Annotated in this window: 13 protein-coding genes and 1 tRNA gene; 8 read left to right on the top strand and 6 right to left on the bottom strand. The window is 27.1% G+C overall.

The features are described 5' to 3' along the window. Positions 1-7: 7 nt before the first annotated feature. On the top strand, positions 8-1,027 hold the full coding sequence (locus BPP43_RS04345) for a hypothetical protein (RefSeq protein WP_014932826.1): 1,020 nt from the start codon (positions 8-10) through the stop codon (positions 1,025-1,027). Positions 1,028-1,068: 41 nt separating this feature from the next. Here the strand turns inward: BPP43_RS04345 and clpB are convergent, their stop codons facing one another. Then, positions 1,069-3,648, bottom strand: coding sequence for an ATP-dependent chaperone ClpB (gene clpB / locus BPP43_RS04340; protein ID WP_013245018.1), 2,580 nt, complete (start codon positions 3,646-3,648; stop codon positions 1,069-1,071). Positions 3,649-3,950: 302 nt separating this feature from the next. Next, positions 3,951-5,684 carry a hypothetical protein gene (locus tag BPP43_RS04335; RefSeq protein WP_015274282.1) on the bottom strand — a complete coding sequence of 578 codons (1,734 nt, stop codon included), beginning with the start codon at positions 5,682-5,684 and terminating at the stop codon, positions 3,951-3,953. 147 nt (positions 5,685-5,831) lie between these two features. On the opposite strand from BPP43_RS04335, the gene BPP43_RS04330 reads away from it, so the two are divergent. Then, positions 5,832-6,683, top strand: a complete 852-nt coding sequence (locus BPP43_RS04330) for an aldo/keto reductase (RefSeq protein ID WP_015274281.1) — start codon at positions 5,832-5,834, stop codon at positions 6,681-6,683. A 78-nt stretch (positions 6,684-6,761) separates the two neighbouring features. Here the strand turns inward: BPP43_RS04330 and BPP43_RS04325 are convergent, their stop codons facing one another. The 3 genes from BPP43_RS04325 to metK all read right to left on the bottom strand — a co-directional run bounded on the left by BPP43_RS04325 (position 6,762) and on the right by metK (position 9,720). Beyond that, positions 6,762-7,577 carry a 5'-methylthioadenosine/S-adenosylhomocysteine nucleosidase gene (locus BPP43_RS04325; protein ID WP_015274280.1) on the bottom strand — a complete coding sequence of 272 codons (816 nt, stop codon included), beginning with the start codon at positions 7,575-7,577 and terminating at the stop codon, positions 6,762-6,764. An 87-nt stretch (positions 7,578-7,664) separates the two neighbouring features. Next, a complete protein-coding gene (locus BPP43_RS04320) occupies positions 7,665-8,360 on the bottom strand; it encodes a flavodoxin family protein (protein WP_015274279.1) in 696 nt (231 codons plus the stop codon). Between the two features lie 172 nt (positions 8,361-8,532). Further along, on the bottom strand, positions 8,533-9,720 hold the full coding sequence (gene metK / locus BPP43_RS04315) for a methionine adenosyltransferase (protein ID WP_013245023.1): 1,188 nt from the start codon (positions 9,718-9,720) through the stop codon (positions 8,533-8,535). Between the two features lie 258 nt (positions 9,721-9,978). Here metK and BPP43_RS04310 point away from each other — a divergent pair, with 258 nt between their 5' ends. From BPP43_RS04310 to BPP43_RS04290, 5 genes are all read left to right on the top strand, one after another. Beyond that, positions 9,979-11,718 (top strand): ABC transporter permease family protein, encoded by a 1,740-nt coding sequence (locus BPP43_RS04310; protein ID WP_252832402.1) that lies wholly within the window; start codon positions 9,979-9,981, stop codon positions 11,716-11,718. Then, positions 11,715-12,602, top strand: a complete 888-nt coding sequence (locus BPP43_RS04305; protein ID WP_015274277.1) for a metallophosphoesterase — start codon at positions 11,715-11,717, stop codon at positions 12,600-12,602. Before BPP43_RS04310 ends, BPP43_RS04305 begins: the two co-directional genes overlap by 4 nt. 83 nt (positions 12,603-12,685) lie before the next feature. Next, the gene (locus BPP43_RS04300) at positions 12,686-13,009 is read left to right on the top strand and encodes a cupin domain-containing protein (protein ID WP_013245026.1); all 324 of its coding nucleotides are present in this window, start codon (positions 12,686-12,688) and stop codon (positions 13,007-13,009) included. Positions 13,010-13,169: 160 nt separating this feature from the next. Beyond that, positions 13,170-14,627, top strand: coding sequence for a B12-binding domain-containing radical SAM protein (locus tag BPP43_RS04295; RefSeq protein ID WP_014936257.1), 1,458 nt, complete (start codon positions 13,170-13,172; stop codon positions 14,625-14,627). Positions 14,628-14,639: 12 nt separating this feature from the next. Then, on the top strand, positions 14,640-15,293 hold the full coding sequence (locus BPP43_RS04290; protein ID WP_013245028.1) for a DNA alkylation repair protein: 654 nt from the start codon (positions 14,640-14,642) through the stop codon (positions 15,291-15,293). Between the two features lie 6 nt (positions 15,294-15,299). Here BPP43_RS04290 and BPP43_RS04285 read toward each other — a convergent pair. After that, positions 15,300-15,381, bottom strand: a tRNA-Leu gene (locus BPP43_RS04285). Positions 15,382-15,506: 125 nt separating this feature from the next. On the opposite strand from BPP43_RS04285, the gene BPP43_RS04280 reads away from it, so the two are divergent. After that, positions 15,507-17,567: a tetratricopeptide repeat protein gene (locus tag BPP43_RS04280; protein WP_015274276.1), complete on the top strand. Its 2,061-nt coding sequence runs from the start codon at positions 15,507-15,509 to the stop codon at positions 17,565-17,567. The last annotated feature ends 131 nt before the right edge of the window (positions 17,568-17,698 follow it).

Below are 17,698 nucleotides of genomic sequence, written 5' to 3'. Positions count from 1 at the left end.
ATATTTTATGTACAAAAATAAAAAGATTTATTTATGTTCATTTGGAAGTTTAGATTTATATCCTTCTGCTTTACGCTTAAAAAAACAGGCAGAAAGTTTTAATATATTTGATGAAATTTTAATATATAATGAATATAATTTACCATATGATGAAAAGTTTGAAAAAGAGCTTAGAAAAAAATTAATTCCAAGTCGTGGATTTGGATATTGGTGTTGGAAGCCTTTTATTGTACTGAAGACTTTAGAATCTATGAATGATAATGATATTTTACTTTATACAGATGTTGGCTGTCATTTAAATAAAGAAGCTATTAATAAATTTTATGAATATTTGGATATTGTTATAGAAAATGGGGCATTATGTTTTGAATTAGGACATATTGAGAAATTATGGACAAAGTCAGATTTGTTTAATTATTTTAATGTGCTTGATGATAAAAATATTACTGATAGTTTTCAAAGGGCAGCAACATCATTTTTGTTATTAAAAAATGATTTTAATTTAAATATTGTAAATAAATGGCTTCAAGTTTTTTATGATGATTTTTCTTTAGCTGATGATACTCCATCAAAAATATCAAATGCTGATATGTTTATAGAAAATAGACATGATCAAAGTATTTTCTCTATACTTTCAAAAATATATGATTTTTATATTCTTTCTTATAAAGAATTTGAAACTGGGAATAAAAAATTTCCTCTTAATTCTTTAAGAGATAAAAAAGATATATATAATTTTGTTGCTTTAGAAGCATGTGATAACTTTTTTGATAAATTAGTTTGGTATATTCCAAATAGAGAAAATAGATATATTATGAGAGATAATTTAAGAAAATATGCAATTAATTTATCACATAAATATTTAGGACTATCAAAAGATAATGATGATAGTATTACTTTAATAAATGTAAAAATAATAGATAATTTTTTGAAGTATTTAATTAATAAAAAAATAGAAAATTATATAAAAGTCAATAGAGAAAATATAGAAGAAATAAATAATTATGTTTATAAATACAAAAAGTAGGAGCACAAAACAGTACTCCTACTTTTATTTATATATTTTATTTATTTTTCAAAAACCAAACCGTCTCCTGATTTTTTTACCTTTATAGTATCTCCTTCTAAATATTTTCCTGCTAACATTTCTTTAGCTAGTGGGTTTTCTATATAATTCTGTATTGCTCTTTTTAATGGTCTTGCTCCAAACTGAGGGTCATAACCAATATCAGCAATATAGTCTATAGCTTCATCGCTTACATCTAAAGTTATTCTTCTATCTTTAAGTCTGTTAGCAACTCTTGCTATTTGATTTCTTACTATCTCAGCAATGTATTTTTTGTCAAGTCTAGTAAATGTTATTATCTCATCTATTCTGTTTAAGAACTCTGGTCTAAATGACATTTTTAGTAACTCTTGAATTTTTTCTTTGATATCATTAGTATCATTAGCTTCAAGAATAAGGTCAGAACCCAAATTACTTGTCATTATGATAATAGCATTTTTGAAATCTACTATTCTTCCTTGTCCGTCAGTAAGTCTTCCGTCATCTAATACCTGAAGTAAAACATTAAATACATCAGGGTGAGCTTTTTCTATCTCATCAAATAGTATAACAGAATAAGGTCTTCTTCTAACGGCTTCTGTTAATTGTCCTCCCTCATCATAACCTACATATCCTGGAGGAGCTCCTATAAGTCTAGTAACAGAAAACTTCTCCATATATTCACTCATATCAATTCTTGTTAAAGCTTTTTCATCGCTAAACAAGAAATCAGCAAGTGTTTTAGCAAGCTCTGTTTTACCAACCCCAGTAGGTCCTATAAATAAGAAACTTCCAAGAGGTTTGTTTTCATCAGAAAGTCCTGCTCTGTTTCTTCTTATGGCATCAGCAACTGAAGTGATTGCTTCATCTTGTCCTACAACTCTCTTATGTAATACTTCTTCAAGCTGTAAGTATTTTTGTTTTTCGCTTGTAAGCATTTTACTTACAGGTATTCCAGTCCATACAGATATTACTCTAGCTATATCATCTTCAGAAATCTCTTCTCTTAAAAGACCTTTCTTGTCAGAGTTTTTAGCTTCTTCCATAGCTTTAGTTGCTTCTTCTAATTTTTTCTGAAGTTCTGGTATTTTACCATATTTTATTTCAGCAGCCTTTGCTAAATTACCTTCTCTTGTATATTGAGTCTCTTTTATATTTAAAGCTTCAAGTTCTTCTTTTAATTTTCTAGTCTCTTCAATTCTTCCTTTTTCATTATCCCATTGAAGTTTCATAGCATTACGTTCTTCAGAAAGTTCAGATAATTCTTTTTCAAGTTTTTCTAATCTTTCTTTAGATGCTGCATCATTTTCTTTTGAAAGAGCTTGTTTTTCTATATTAAGCTGTAAAATCTTTCTTTCAATTTTATCAAGTTCAGTAGGCTGACTGTCTATTTCTATTTTTAATTGGCTTGCAGCTTCATCTACCAAGTCAATAGCTTTATCAGGTAAGAATCTATTAGTTATATACCTGTTAGATAAAACAGCAGCAGCAACTAATGCATCGTCTTTTATTCTTACACCATGATGAACTTCGTATTTATCTTTCAAACCTCTAAGTATTGAAATAGTATCTTCAACGCTAGGCTCTTTACAATAAACTTGTTGGAATCTTCTCTCAAGTGCTTTATCTTTTTCAATATATTTTCTATATTCATCTAAAGTAGTAGCACCTATTGCTCTTAATTCGCCTCTTGCTAATGCAGGTTTTAATAGGTTAGAAGCGTCCATTGCTCCCTCTGTAGCACCAGCTCCTACAAGTGTGTGAAGCTCATCTATAAATAATATAATGCTTCCTTCAGATTTTTCTATCTCTGTGATAACAGCTTTTAGTCTCTCTTCAAACTCTCCTCTGAATTTTGCACCAGCTACTAATGCACCTAAATCTAAAGCTAATAGCCTTTTATCTTTAAGTCCCTCAGGTACATCTTGAGAAACTATTCTTCTTGCAAGTCCTTCAACAATAGCAGTCTTACCAACACCAGGCTCACCTATAAGCACAGGGTTATTTTTAGTTCTTCTTGACAACACCTGCATAACACGTCTTATCTCTTCATCACGTCCTATAACAGGGTCAATTTTTTCTGCTTCTGCTAATGCTGTTAAATCACGGCAGTATTTATCAAGTGCCTGCATTTTAGCTTCTGGGTCTTGGCTATTTACACTTTGACCTTTTCTTAAATCTTTTAATGCACTTAAAACTTCTTTTTTACTTATTCCGCTTTTTCTAAGCATGTCGCCTGCTTTGTTGTCAGCTTCAACGAGTGCTAAGAATATATGCTCTGTTGATACATATTGGTCTTTTAAAGCACTAGCTTCTTTTTCTGCTTTTGCTAAAACTTTACCAGCATTAGTAGATAGATGTAACTGCACATTTTCTCCTGTTACCTTTACATTTTCATCAACTAATCTTTGAGTTTTATCTATTAACGTATTTATAGGAACGCCTATTCTTTCTACTAAAGGCTGAATAAGTCCGTCCTCTTGTTTTAATAATGCAAGAAGTAAATGCTCGCTTTTTATTTCATTATGGTCTTCACCATTAGCTATATTAGCAGCTTCATTTACTGCCTCTTGGGCTTTTATTGTATATTTATTATAATCCATATTCTAATTTAATTGACGGCTCTTAAACCGCCTAACTCCTTTATAAATTAATTATTTAAGTTTTAATTAAATAATTTTGTTTCAGCATTTAATTGCTGTATGCTTATATATATGCAAGAAACGTGCCAGACAAATATGTAAAAATGTGTTGTTTTTATACGTTGTAACTATATTTTTATATTTGTTTTTATGTTTCAATTAATATAATTGTATAAAATTTATATAGAAAAACAAGCATGTTGTATAAAAATAATACTATAAATTTATATTCTGTATCAATATAGCATATTAATTCTTATTTTTTAATTCAATTCAAATGTGTAATGTGTAAAAGCTTTCTCTGGTTTGAAATAATTATTGCTTTTATCTTTAATTATTTTAATCATATCTGCCATAGCTTTATAGTATAAGAAGTAATAACAATTCTTTTTATACTCTGATACAGGAGAGTTTATAAGTAAATTATAATATTGCTTAGATAAATTCAATGCTTCTTCATATTGAGTGTTTAATTTGAACTCTCTGTCATAATCTACCAAACGTACTAATTTGCCATTAAAATTAAATAAGTCTCCTCCGCCGCTTTCCCATTCTGTAGATGAGCTTATTTGGTTTTTAGGAACTATAGTAACCCAATCGGTTTCTTTGGCAGTATCAGGGTGAACAGATGATACTTGAATTTGATAAATACCTGAATTTTTAACATGTTCTTCTGTAACTGTGAAATTAGTTTCAAACCTTTCAGCAGCCTCCATAATTTCTTTTACAGGAGGAATTGGATAGGTTGTATTGAAAGTTCTGTAATATTTGCCGTTAAGTTCTGTATATTTAGGTTCAAAAGGAGTACCATCATCAGAGGCTGTATATGTAAGCAGAGGATTTACTTTAAAGTATATAATATCTGCAGCAGACTTAAAAGGATTCGGACTTTTTTCTCTTTCCCAATTAATTCCGTCTTTAGTAGACCATATTCCATCTAATACATCAGCGGCATATACTTCTGATGACATAATATACCAATATCCGTCAGAAGCATTGTATTGATATTTATATGTACTTCCTCCTGATATATAGATTTTCGTTCCATCATAACGATAATAATCAATTACGCCTCTTCTTCCCCAAGGGGCTTCATTTGTTTTCCAATTTTTAGGGTCAGATGTATCTTTTCCAACCTCTATAGTATAATAATATTTTGAATCTAAATAAAAATCTTCACTAGAAGGAGGAATAAATCCATTTGTGTAATAGTCATATACCGTAGGATGAGTAAATAATAAAAATTTACCTTTAAAATATAATAATTTAACCTCCCAATGGGCTGAACCAATTCTTCCTTGGAAATTAGGATTATCAAAATTTAATTTAGGCAAAATATATTCTCTTTTATAAGTATCAGGAGAGTCAATCCAATTTATCAAGTCTGAAGTATTCTTTCCTTTCAAATTAAATAAAACATCTGATATATATCTAAAATTATCTCTGTAGAATTTTATATTTTTATATTCATATTTTTTATCTGGATATTTGTATACAACTTCATATGTTCCGCCTGTTGGAATTTTTACCTTATCTTGTTCTATTAAAACTTTTCTTGAATTAAGATTAGTCCAATATTCTGTTTTTTCCAAATCATCATTTAATGAAAGACTATGTATTTTTGTTATAGTTTTTCCGTTATTATCTATTTTTAATATTGCACCTTTATATGTTGGAGTTAATATTTTAGTATTAGGGTCATATTTATATTCATTAGTTGCTAATACATGCCATTCATTATTAAATTTAAATCTTCTTCCATATCCTCCAAATACTATTCCGTCTTTCACAATTTCTGGAGTAACAATGATATTTTTTTCTTCTGTTTTTTCTGGAGGTATAGGAAGTACTGGAGTTGGTGTTGGATATTGAGGGATTTTTTCATTATTTTTAAATTCGGTAGGGGGAGGTATAATAGAAGGAGTTAATAGATTTACTTTTTTACAAGATATTAACAGATTTAGAATAATTAAAAGAAAAAGTATTTTATTTTTCATGATATATGCAATTTTATATTATTAATTTTATTTTTCAAGTTATTTATTTTATAAATATAAAAAATATGTTTTATGATTATGTAGTTATTATATAATTGACTTTGAATGAGTATATTATATAATTTGACAAAAAAGGGGTGTGTAAATATGTTTTCTAATTTAAATAATACTTTTACATTAAATAATAATTATAAAATTCCTTGCATAGGATTTGGTACTTGGCAGACACCAGATGGAGAAACAGCTGTAAACTCTGTAAAAGAGGCTATAAAGTTAGGCTATAAGCATATTGATACAGCAGCTATCTATGGAAATGAAAAAAGTGTAGGTAAGGCTATAAAAGAAAGCGGCATAGACAGAAAAGAATTATTTATTACAAGCAAAGTTTGGAACAAAGATAGAGGATACAATACAACATTAAAAGCATTTGAAAAAACTCTTAATGATTTGGAGCTTGATTATCTTGACCTTTATTTAATACATTGGCCTGCATCAGAAAATCAATTTAAAGATTGGGATAATATTAATTTGGAAACTTGGAAAGCTATGACAGAGCTTTATGAAAAAGGCAAAATAAAATCAATAGGTGTTTCTAATTTTATGCCTCATCATTTGAAATCTTTAATGCAAACAGAAATTAAACCTATGGTAAATCAAATAGAGTTTCATGTTGGTTTTATGCAAGAAGAGACTGTTAAATATTGCAGAGATAATAATATACTTGTTGAGGCTTGGAGTCCGCTTGGCACTGGTAAGATGCTTGATAATGATTTATTAAAAGAAATTGCTGGTAAATATAAAAAGTCCGTAGCACAGCTTTGCATAAAATGGTGCTTACAAAACAACACTCTCCCTCTTCCAAAATCAATTACAGCATCAAGAATAAAAGAAAATAGTGAAGTTTTTGATTTTAATATTAGCGATGAAGATATGAAGACTATAAACAATATAGGATATTTTGCAGGTTCAGGTTTAAATCCAGATAAAATAGATTTTTAATTTTATATTAATAATTAACAATTCAAACATATTTATAAGCTATGCTTGAATTGTTAATTTTTTTTATTTTTTTATTTATTATAATGATTTAATAAAATCTATAGTGAAATTATTGCACCAAATAGCAGTTTCTGGATTAAAGTCTTCATTATGCAAATCAGTGTTTGATAATATTCTTATTCCTATAAAAGGTATATTGAAAGCCTTTGCTACTTGTGCAGCAGCTACAGTTTCCATCTCTTCAGCAGAAGTGTTGTATTTATTATGAATCATATTTATTCTTTCTAATTCTCTATTCCATTGGTCGGCACTTCCTATAGTTCCTTCAACTACTTTGCCGTTTGTGTAATTTATAGTTTTTGCTATATTAACTAAATCACTATCACTATGAAATGCCATATTTGTTATAAAATTATTATTCTCATCTCTAAGCCTTTGAACATCATCTAAAAATATCCAATTATTCTGAATGCTATTTTCTGATTTTTCTGTTCTAAAAGCTCCTATATTAATTATATTAGTACCTAAAACAATGTCGCCAGAATGCAAATTAATGTCATGACCGCCAGATGTGCCTTGATTAATAATAACAGTAGGTTTATATTTTTCTATACCTATAGTTGTGGCAGCAGAAGCATTAACAAGTCCGATTTCTGTTCTAGATACTATTACTTTATTTAATCCATTTTTTCCTTCCAAAGTGCCGACAAAAAAACTCCAACTACCATATCTTTCTTCTTTTACATCTTTTAAGCTTGCTATCATAGTATCAACTTCTATGTCCATAGCCCCTTGAACTAATACTATGTTTTTATAATTTTCACTGCTGTTTGAATTATTATTACAAGATAATAATAACATCAAACTAAAAAACATAATGAATATTTTTTTCATTTGCGTATCCTTTGTGTATCCTTAATTTTTTTAAGTTAGCATTATAAGTATATTTGTTATAAAGTCAATGATTGGGCTTTTTGATAGTTATTTTATCCAAGGACGCTTATTGTCAAGCCAGCCTTTTTCTTTCCAATAGTTATAATCATTTTCTGTGATTTTCTTTTTTTGATGCAATTTTCTCATCAAGTAAAAAAGCATCTTTGTTTTTATAGAAGGCTTTATATTGCCATAATCTTTTTTTATTTTATTAGCCAAAGAATATATTTGTTTTTTTATTTTTTCTTTTATATTTTCATTTACATCATTCCAAGTTACTTCTCTCACAGCAAAACCAATTCTATATGTTTTAGCAACACCCCAAAAAAATGTGCTGTCAGCTATATCTTTGGTTGTTTCTTTCATTCCGCCTCCTGCTGCAGTAGAAATACATACAACTTGTTTTCTAAACATACTCTCTTCTGGTCTATGTATCATCCATCTATAACCGTAATGGTCTAATAATGTTTTCATGGCAGCTGTTACATGATACACATACACTGGGCTTGCAAATATTATTATATCAGCATTATCTATAGCCGAAGTGATAGGCTGTAATGATTCATAATGAGGACATAATTTCTCTGACTTTTTAAAACAGCTGTTACACCCAACACAAAAAGAGCTAAAATCTCTTGGAAGAAAAAACTCTGTAACATCGCCTTCTAATTTATCATAAAGCATTTTGGCAATATTATAAGTAGAGCCCTTATGGCTTTGACCATGTATTACTGTTATTTTCATTTTTGCATATCTCTTAATATTATTAGTTTGAATTATACTATATAGTTATGATACTGTAAAGTATTTATTATGTTGCAAAATATGATTATTAGTGTGATTTTTTAATAAAAAGGCTTACCAATATTAATTCATTGATAAGCCTTGAATGTTTAAAATCTATTAAATTAAAAAATTATTTTGTTGGGTTAGCAAATAGATGTTTTATATCTGTTTTTTCCCAAGTGAACTCTGGAAGCTCTCTTCCGAAGTGTCCATAAGCAGTAGTTTTTTCATATATTGGTCTTCTTAAATCTAATGTTTTAATTATACCTGCTGGAGTTAAGTCAATTTGTTTAGAAATAATAGCAGCTAATACCTCATCATGAACTTTGCAAGTACCAAAAGTATTAACATATACAGATAAAGGTTCAGGAACACCAATAGCATAAGCAAACTGAACTAAAGCTCTGTCAGCAATACCAGAAGCAACAATATTTTTAGCAACATAACGAGCCATATAACAAGCACTTCTATCTACTTTTGTAGGGTCTTTACCAGAGAAAGCACCGCCTCCATGAGCACCATGTCCGCCGTAACTGTCTACAATGATTTTTCTTCCTGTTAATCCGCAGTCTCCCATAGGTCCGCCAACTACAAATGAACCTGTTGGGTTAATATAATATTTTGTGTTTTCATCAAGCATATTTTTAGGACATATTTCATTTATTACATGTTTTTTTATGTCTTCTTCTATTTGTTTATGCTCAACTCCTGCAGCATGCTGAGTAGATATAACAACAGCATCTATTCTAGCAGCTTTACCGTCTTTATATTCTATTGTAACCTGACTCTTTCCATCTGGTCTTAAATAGTCAACAATTTTGTCTTTTCTAACCTTTGTTAAACGTTCTGCTAATCTATGAGCTAAATGTATGCTTAAAGGCATAAAAGTTTCAGTTTCATTTATAGCATAACCAAACATTATACCTTGGTCGCCAGCTCCTTCAGAAACATTTGAGCTTTCAGAATTAAATAATCCTTTACCAGCACTAACACCCATATCTATATCAGGAGACTGTTCTGCAATAGCCTCCATTACTGCACAAGTATCAGCGTCAAAACCCATATCGCTGCTTGTGTATCCTATTCGCCTTACGGTATCTCTAGCGATTTTTTGATAATCCAATCTAGCTTTTGTAGTGATTTCTCCAGCAATGATGAGCATTCCTGTTTTTGCTAAAGTTTCACATGCAACTCTAGAATTAGGATCTTGTTTTAAACATTCGTCTAAGACTGCATCGCTTACAGCATCGCAAATCTTATCAGGATGGCCTTCTGTTACCGACTCAGAAGAGAAGTGATAATTTTTTATCTCAGCCATAGTTTTACCTCTTTTTAAAATAATCGTTTTATTTTATATTATGTTTATATAATGTCAATAGATTTTTTAGATAATTCTAACTATAATCATTAAGTATTTACAAAAACGCTTAATAGTATATAATTTTTTATACATTTTTATTGAGTTATTATTTATGAAAAAAAAGTTATATTTTATGTATTTATTTCATTTATTGCTTCTTTAATATTATATTTTAATCTTGATAAACCGCAGACTTATGCAAATTATACAAGTATTATGAATACTAATTATATGGCTGTGAGAGATGAAGCACCGCCTGAATATTTTATTTATAATTACAAACAAAAAAAAGATAATCTTTCAAAAGTGTTTGATGAGAAAGATTTATCTGCTATCTTAAAATATAAAGCACTTATTATTTCTTATTTGGGTGAAGAAGAGATTATATTAAACGGTGTAGAAGATAATAATATTTTTAATGTTAATATTTCTAAAAAAAATAACGGCATTATAATAAGTGAAAAAACTTCAAAGAATTTAAATGTAGGAATTGGAGATAATGTTATATTAAAATTAATTACTAAAGATGGTCATTATAATGCTGAGGAATATGAGGTTTTAAGTATATCAGATACATTAAAATATAATTATGCTTTAGTTGATATAGATAATTTAAATAATTTTGTGAAGCTTGATAGTTGTGCTAGTGAAATATATGTAAAAGATAATAGTTTAGATGATAATATAGTTAAACAAATTTTTGGTGACGATTTTGTATATTATTCTTTAAATGAAAAAACAAATAACAATAATAATTTATATTTTATTTTAGCTTATTTCTTTATTTTATTTTTTAGTTTTATATTTGTAAATAATAATAATTTGTTTTACAGTGTGATATTTTCTATTATTGGATTTATACTTTCTTTAGCTGCTTATTTTATAATAATGAAATATATATTAAAAAATAATTTTTATTTTGATAAAATATATTTAATAGTGTTATTAGTAAATATTATTTCTGTGTTGTCTGCAAAATTAAAAATATATTCAATAAAAAAGATGTTTTTAGAGAGTTTGAAGTTTTCTAATTTATTAATTTTATTTGGTTTTATTGTAGTGTATGTTTTTGCTTTTGTAGTTTCTTATGATTTTTTATTAGAAATACCTAAAAAAACATTTACATATAATAATATATATAGTATTGCTAAAAAAAATACTTCTGATAATACTTTTTTATTGAATGGTTCTATTGGAGATATAAATATTATTAATAATGATGTTACAAGGGTTATATCATTTCCTGTTGGTGTTGTTATTAGAACTGGAAGTATTCAGTCTAGAGTATATGCTTATGATAATTTAAATATTAATTATAATCTTATATCTGGAGAGATGTTTGAAGGAGAAAACAAAGAAATTGTTATAGGCAAACATTTAGCAAGATATTTAAATCTTAAAGTAGGAGATAGTGTTTCACTTATAGCAAAAAACTCACGAGGTATTTTGGATACTATGTATTTTAAGATTGTTGGAATATATGATATAGAAAATTATAATATATATGCTAATTTAAAAACAATGTATGACTTTTTGCATCTTAGAGGCGGCGATAAATCTCCATACAATGAAAGAATAATAATACAATCAAAAGATAATATATATCCTTATTTAAATAAAAAGTTAAAAGATAATAATTTAGATGAACTTTATATAGAAGGATATGATGATAATAATAATATAAAAATATTTAGCTTTATATTTATGGCTTTATTTCTTATATCTGTTTCTTTATTTAATTCTTTTTTACTATCTGTTTTTTGTAAAGCAAGTAATATTAATAAAAATGAGTCTATTAAAAAATATGCTATATCATTTATCATTGCTATTATTTTATCATTAATATTAATTTTATTGCTTTATGATATAGTATTTAATTTTATAATATTTTTAGTAATAATTTTTATTTTGTCTTTTGCTTTAACTCTAATTTCTTTGTTAGGCAGTGATATATGATAAAGAATATATTTAATAAAAAGAGAAAAGTTATAATATTTTTATTATTTATAATATTACTTTTTTGTTTGTATATGTTTTATTTTTCAAGGTCTTTGAGGGTAAGATATATTGAATTAGAGTTTGATGATTTACCTTATAGCTTTGAAGGTACAAAAGTGGCATTTGCGGCAGATATGCATGCTGGGCTTTATATACCAATTTCTCATGTAAAAAAAATGTCTGATATTATAAGAGAAAATAATCCTGATTTAATATTATTTGCTGGAGATTATATTTACAGTGCTCCGAGGTGGTTTCATTATTATAATTCTAATAATGTTCAAAAGCTCGATGAAGGAATAAAAGATTTAAATGCTAAGTTTGGAAAATATTCTGTTATGGGCAATCATGATAATTGGGAGAGTACTACTGATGTATCTAATTGTTTAATAAAAAATGGTTTTAAAACTATAGATAATAATATAGTATTTATCACAAATGAAGCAGGAGATTATATTTCTATAGGAGGAGTAGGAGATTTTTTAACAGATAAAGTTGAGTTTGATAGTGCAACTAAAGGAGTTGAAACTAATAATTTCCATATTATGTTATCTCATGAACCTCTTTTCCCATTAAAAATTGCTAGAGAAGGTGGATACAATAAGTTAATAGATTTTTTTCTTGCTGGGCATACTCATGGATTTCAAATAAGTTTTATGCCTATAAAATTGATAGAGTTTATAAACAAAAATAGAGAATATCCTTTAATGAGTATATATGGTAAAATGAAAGCATATAATACAAAAATATATGTTACATCTGGGGTTGGGGTAGTGTTGCTTCCTTTTAGATTTTTTGCTTATCCTGAAGTAGTTATTATTACATTGAAAAGAAAAAGATAATTTTTTTTTATTCTTTGTTGCTATGGCAATAGACTTTTATAAAAAAACATTGCATAATTTGAAAAAATTAAAAGGATATTGCGATGCCAAATTTTATTAATAATATAGATTATAAAAAAGTATTATCATTAAAAGATACTGTAGAGATTAACTCTGCATTAACTTTGGTTGATAGAGATAATTTAGCAATAAAAATACTTTCTGTAGATAAAGATAGAAGCATACCAACTCATAGCAGCACAGGTGATGTGTTGGTTATCACTATAGACGGTAAGTTTGAGATGACTATAGAAAATGATGCTTATGTATTGTCTGAGGGAGAATCTATTTTAATACCTGCTAATGCTAAACATTCATTAAAGGCAATAGAATCTTTTAAGGTAGTTGTTATACAGGTGAAGCCATAATGGTATTTTTTAATAAATAATCTTTTATATAAAGCATGAGGTTTTTTATAATCCTTATGCTTTTTTATTATATAGTAATTAAATTGTTTGCAATTTGCTATTAATAAAGTAATAATTTATAATTATGTTAATAGTTTTAGAATTTGAAAAGGTTTAATGTATGAATAAAATAAACAGAATATATATAGGCTATCCTCCATTTGAAAGCGATAGGGGAGTGGCATTGCTTTCACAAAACAGACAATTTCAATGGTTCAAAAGCCCAACATATATTTATCCTGTTGTGCCTGCCACTGCTGCAACTATGATAAAAAATGCAGGCTATAAAGTAGATTTTATTGATGCTATTGCAAGAAATATGACTACTAAAGAATGGTATGAGTATTTGGATTCTAATACACCTGATTTATTATTTTTTGAAGTAAAGACACCTGTTATATATAAAGCTTGGAAAATAGTTGATGATTTAAAAGCAAAATACAAAAATATGATTGTTGTTATTGCAGGAGACCATGTTACTGCTATGCCTGATGAGACTATGAATAACTGTAAGGTTGATTATTTGCTTACAGGCGGCGATTATGACTTTTTGCTTTTAAACTTGATTGAATATTTAAACGGAAAAACACAATTAGAAAAAGGCATATACTATAGAGAAAATGAAACTATAAAAAATACAGGTTTCTTTGAATTAAGACATGATTTAAAAAGTCTACCGTTTATAGACAGAGATTTAACAGAGTGGAAAAGGTATGCTTATGACAATGGAAACTTCAAACGCATTCCTGGTACTTATATAATGGCTGGGCGTGACTGCTGGCATCATAGATGTACTTTTTGTTCTTGGACTGGTATATATACAAACTTCCGTGCGAGAACCGCTGAGAATGTAGTTGATGAAGTGGATTTTCTTTACAATAAATACAATATAAGAGAGATAATGGACGACACTGGTTGTTTTCCTGTAAAGAAATGGCTTAATGATTTTTGTAATCTTATGATAGACAAAAAGCTAAATAAAAAAGTTAATATAGACTGTAATATGCGTTTCGGTGCTTGTAATGAAGATGAATACAGACTTATGAAAAAGGCAGGGTTTAGATTCTTGTTGTTTGGTTTAGAATCAGCAAGTCAAAATACATTAGACAGACTCATAAAAGGCAATAAAGTTGAAGAGATACTTCCTTCCTGTAAAGCAGCATCTGATGCAGGGTTATCTCCTCATATCACAGTAATGCTTGGATATCCTTGGGAAACTGAAGAAGATATTGAGAAAACTTATGAGCTTACTAAAAAACTTCTTCTAAAAGGTTATGCTAAAACTATGCAGGCGACAATTATAATTCCATATCCTGGTACAGAATTATTTAATCAATGTAAAAGAGAAAATTGGCTTACCACAGAAAATTGGGAAGATTATGATATGCGTACTGCTATAATGAAAACAGATGTCGGCGAAGAGAAAATAAAATCTTGGATACAAAAGCTTTATAATTTAAGTTTTACCCCTCAGTTTTTAATGCATAAAGTATTGTCTATTAGAGATTTAGACGATATAAAATATTACTTAAGAGCATTTAAAAAGGTCTCAAAAGGCCACTTAAAAGATTTTGAATAAATATATTTAATTATGCTAAATGATATATTTGAACAATTAACAAAATTGCAAAATAGCAAAAAAGCTAAAGAGATGTCTGCATACATGAAAAACAAATTTGAGTTTTTGGGTGTGGATTCTAAAAGCAGAAAAAATATAGAAAACAACATTTTTAAAGAATACAAAAAAACAGAATATATTGATTTTAATTTTACAGATAAATGTTTTAAGAGTAAATATAGAGAGTTTCAATATTGTGCTATTGATTATTTGAGTTTAAAGAAAAAATATTTAAATAAAAGCCATATTGAAAAATTAAAAGAATATATATTAACAAAATCATGGTGGGACAGTGTTGATGGCTTTCATAGAATAATTGGAGACATTGCTTTGAGAGATGAGAGTGTCGATTCAATATTATTAGAATGGTCTTTAGATGATAATTTTTGGCTTAGAAGAATTGCTATATGTCATCAGCTTCTAAGAAAAAATAATACAAACACTAATTTACTTGAAGAGATAATAATTAATAATTTAAATCAAAATGAGTTTTTTATAAATAAAGCTATAGGCTGGGTACTTAGAGATTACAGCAAAACTAATTCCAAATGGGTTATAGATTTTATTAATAAGCATAAAGATAATATGTCTAATTTGAGTATAAAAGAAGCGAGTAAATATTTATAAAAAAATTGCTCGAGACTGGACTTGAACCAGCACGGTGTTACCCGACAGCACCTCAAGCTGTTGTGTCTACCTATTCCACCACCCGAGCGAATAAAATTAATATCTATTATATAATAACATAACTTTTTGTCAAATTTTATTTTTTATTATAAGTTATTTTTAAATGTTGCTAATAATAAAAAATGTATTAATATAAAATAAAGGATTTATATTATGACTGTGAAAGATAAAATAGATAGTTGGTTTATTCAGGCTAGATTATATTTTGGCTTAACTAAATATGCTTCCGCTCTTAGATTATATGATAAAATTATAGAGTATTTTTATACCTACAGCGGAGATTTGGATAATAATTATAAAGAGATATATTTTGCAAGAGCTTACTACAAAAAGGCATTAACTCTATATTATTTAAATCAATACGAAAAGTCTATAGAGTTTTATGATAAGGCTATAAGTGTAAATCCTTTATATGAAAAGGCTTTTATTAATAAGGGTATAATACTTGCTAAGTTAAATGCTTATGATGATGCTTTGTCTTCTTTTAATATGGCTATAGAAATAAATGATAAATCTGAAATATCTTATTTTAATATAGGTATAATATATTCAAAATTGGAACGTTATCAAGATGCTTTAGATTATTTTAATATAGCAGGTAAGTTAGGGTATGAATATGCTTATTTAAATGTTGCTATTATGTTGGAGAAGCTTGGAGAGATAGATAACGCTCTTAAAATGTATGATAAGGCAATAGAGAGCAATCAATATTTAGAGATAGTTTATTTAAATAAAGGAAATTGTTTAAATAGAATAAATAAATATAAAGAGGCTATAGAATATTTTGATAAGGCTATAGATATTTTAAAATCAAAAGAGATAAAAAACACTAATAAATCAGATATAGATGACAGCGATATGATTGAGTATAATTATATTGATGATAATTCTATTTGTGAGAGAGTTTATTTTTCTAAGGCCAATTCTTTAATATCTTTAAAAGAATATGATAAAGCTTTGGATATTTTAATAAGTGTAGATAAATATAAGTCTGTTAATATTTTTAATATTATATCAAAGTTTATATATTTTATAGATATAGATAAACTAATAAATATTATATTAAGTCAAGAGAGCTTTTGGATAAAGGAAAAAGAAGAATATTTTTATTTTGTTACGAGAGATATTGCTGATAAAAATAAATTAAAGAGATTATGGATACTTCAGTATATACTTTTATATTTAATATCAGTAAAAGATTATGATAATATAGAAGAGATATCTCATTATACTAGTATAGAAGTATTTGATGAGATGGCTTTTGACAAAAGATATGATAAAACTGAAGAGGCTAATTTAAAAAATTATAATAGCTATCTTAAGAAAAATAAGTTTAGAATGACAAGTGTAAAAAATGCTAATGATCCTAAAGAGGGTAAAGTTTTAATGCAGCTTCTTAGAGATAATAGCTTAAATGTAAAGCATTCTAAAGTGAGTAATTTTATTGCATTACAAACTTCTTTTAGCAGATGTAAAGATTCTCTCACTATGTATAGATTATATGGTAAAAATGATAATAAAGAAGGAACAGGCTGTTGTTTAGTGTTTAATAAATCTTTTTTTGATACTTCTTTTAATAATATAAACTCTAGTATACTTTTTTCTTTTTCTTATAATAAAGAGAATAATTCTTATATAGAGTCTTATGAAGAGAATACTTTGCCATTATACTATGTGCTTTATTATAATTATAGAAAAAATGAAATAATATTTAACCCTTCAGAATCTGATTACAATTCACTTATAATAGATTTAAATAAAAATTATCATACTCTTTGGAATGAGGGGAATGATTTTTATGATAAGTTAAAAAATAAAATAGGTTATATTTTTAATAATATATTTGATATTATAAAGTCTTTTAATAGTGAAGAGTTAGAATATTCTTGTCAGCTTCTTATGAATATACAATATTTAATAAAAGATTCATCATTTGTAGAAGAGCAGGAGATGCGTATTATACAGCTTTTAGAATATGGAAGCAATCCTTTGCATATAGATGATAATATGAAACGTTCTTACAAAAATTATTTATATTTATTTGATAATAAGGCATTAAAAGAGGTAATACTTGCTCCAAAGGTTAAAGATGCTGATTTTTTGGTTGAGAAATATAATGATAGATTAGCCAAAGCCACTAATATATATAATTCAGAGACTATAAAAAATAAATATAGAATTAATGTATATGTATCTAGTGCTCCTATATCTTGATAGTTTTATGATATATATTATAAAATATTCTATGTAATTGTTGTTTTTATAGTTTATTTTTGTTAAATAAATAATTTTGTATATATTTTATTATTGCTTTTTAAATAAATGTTTACATACTATTTAAATAT

This window comes from Brachyspira pilosicoli P43/6/78, from assembly GCF_000325665.1.
Taxonomy (GTDB): Bacteria; Spirochaetota; Brachyspiria; order Brachyspirales; family Brachyspiraceae; genus Brachyspira; species Brachyspira pilosicoli.
The sequence above is the reverse complement of the archived record's forward strand: the minus strand, read 5'-3'. Positions and strand labels throughout refer to the sequence as shown.

Coding starts and splice junctions, on each gene's coding strand:
- metK (WP_013245023.1), bottom strand. CDS start 9,720: ATGGCTGAGATAAAAAATTATCACTTCTCTTCTGAGTCGGTAACAGAA.
- BPP43_RS04345 (WP_014932826.1), top strand. CDS start 8: ATGTACAAAAATAAAAAGATTTATTTATGTTCATTTGGAAGTTTAGAT.
- BPP43_RS04325 (WP_015274280.1), bottom strand. CDS start 7,577: ATGAAAAAAATATTCATTATGTTTTTTAGTTTGATGTTATTATTATCT.
- BPP43_RS04310 (WP_252832402.1), top strand. CDS start 9,979: ATGAATACTAATTATATGGCTGTGAGAGATGAAGCACCGCCTGAATAT.
- BPP43_RS04320 (WP_015274279.1), bottom strand. CDS start 8,360: ATGAAAATAACAGTAATACATGGTCAAAGCCATAAGGGCTCTACTTAT.
- BPP43_RS04280 (WP_015274276.1), top strand. CDS start 15,507: ATGACTGTGAAAGATAAAATAGATAGTTGGTTTATTCAGGCTAGATTA.
- BPP43_RS04330 (WP_015274281.1), top strand. CDS start 5,832: ATGTTTTCTAATTTAAATAATACTTTTACATTAAATAATAATTATAAA.
- BPP43_RS04290 (WP_013245028.1), top strand. CDS start 14,640: ATGCTAAATGATATATTTGAACAATTAACAAAATTGCAAAATAGCAAA.
- BPP43_RS04335 (WP_015274282.1), bottom strand. CDS start 5,684: ATGAAAAATAAAATACTTTTTCTTTTAATTATTCTAAATCTGTTAATA.
- BPP43_RS04305 (WP_015274277.1), top strand. CDS start 11,715: ATGATAAAGAATATATTTAATAAAAAGAGAAAAGTTATAATATTTTTA.
- clpB (WP_013245018.1), bottom strand. CDS start 3,648: ATGGATTATAATAAATATACAATAAAAGCCCAAGAGGCAGTAAATGAA.
- BPP43_RS04300 (WP_013245026.1), top strand. CDS start 12,686: ATGCCAAATTTTATTAATAATATAGATTATAAAAAAGTATTATCATTA.
- BPP43_RS04295 (WP_014936257.1), top strand. CDS start 13,170: ATGAATAAAATAAACAGAATATATATAGGCTATCCTCCATTTGAAAGC.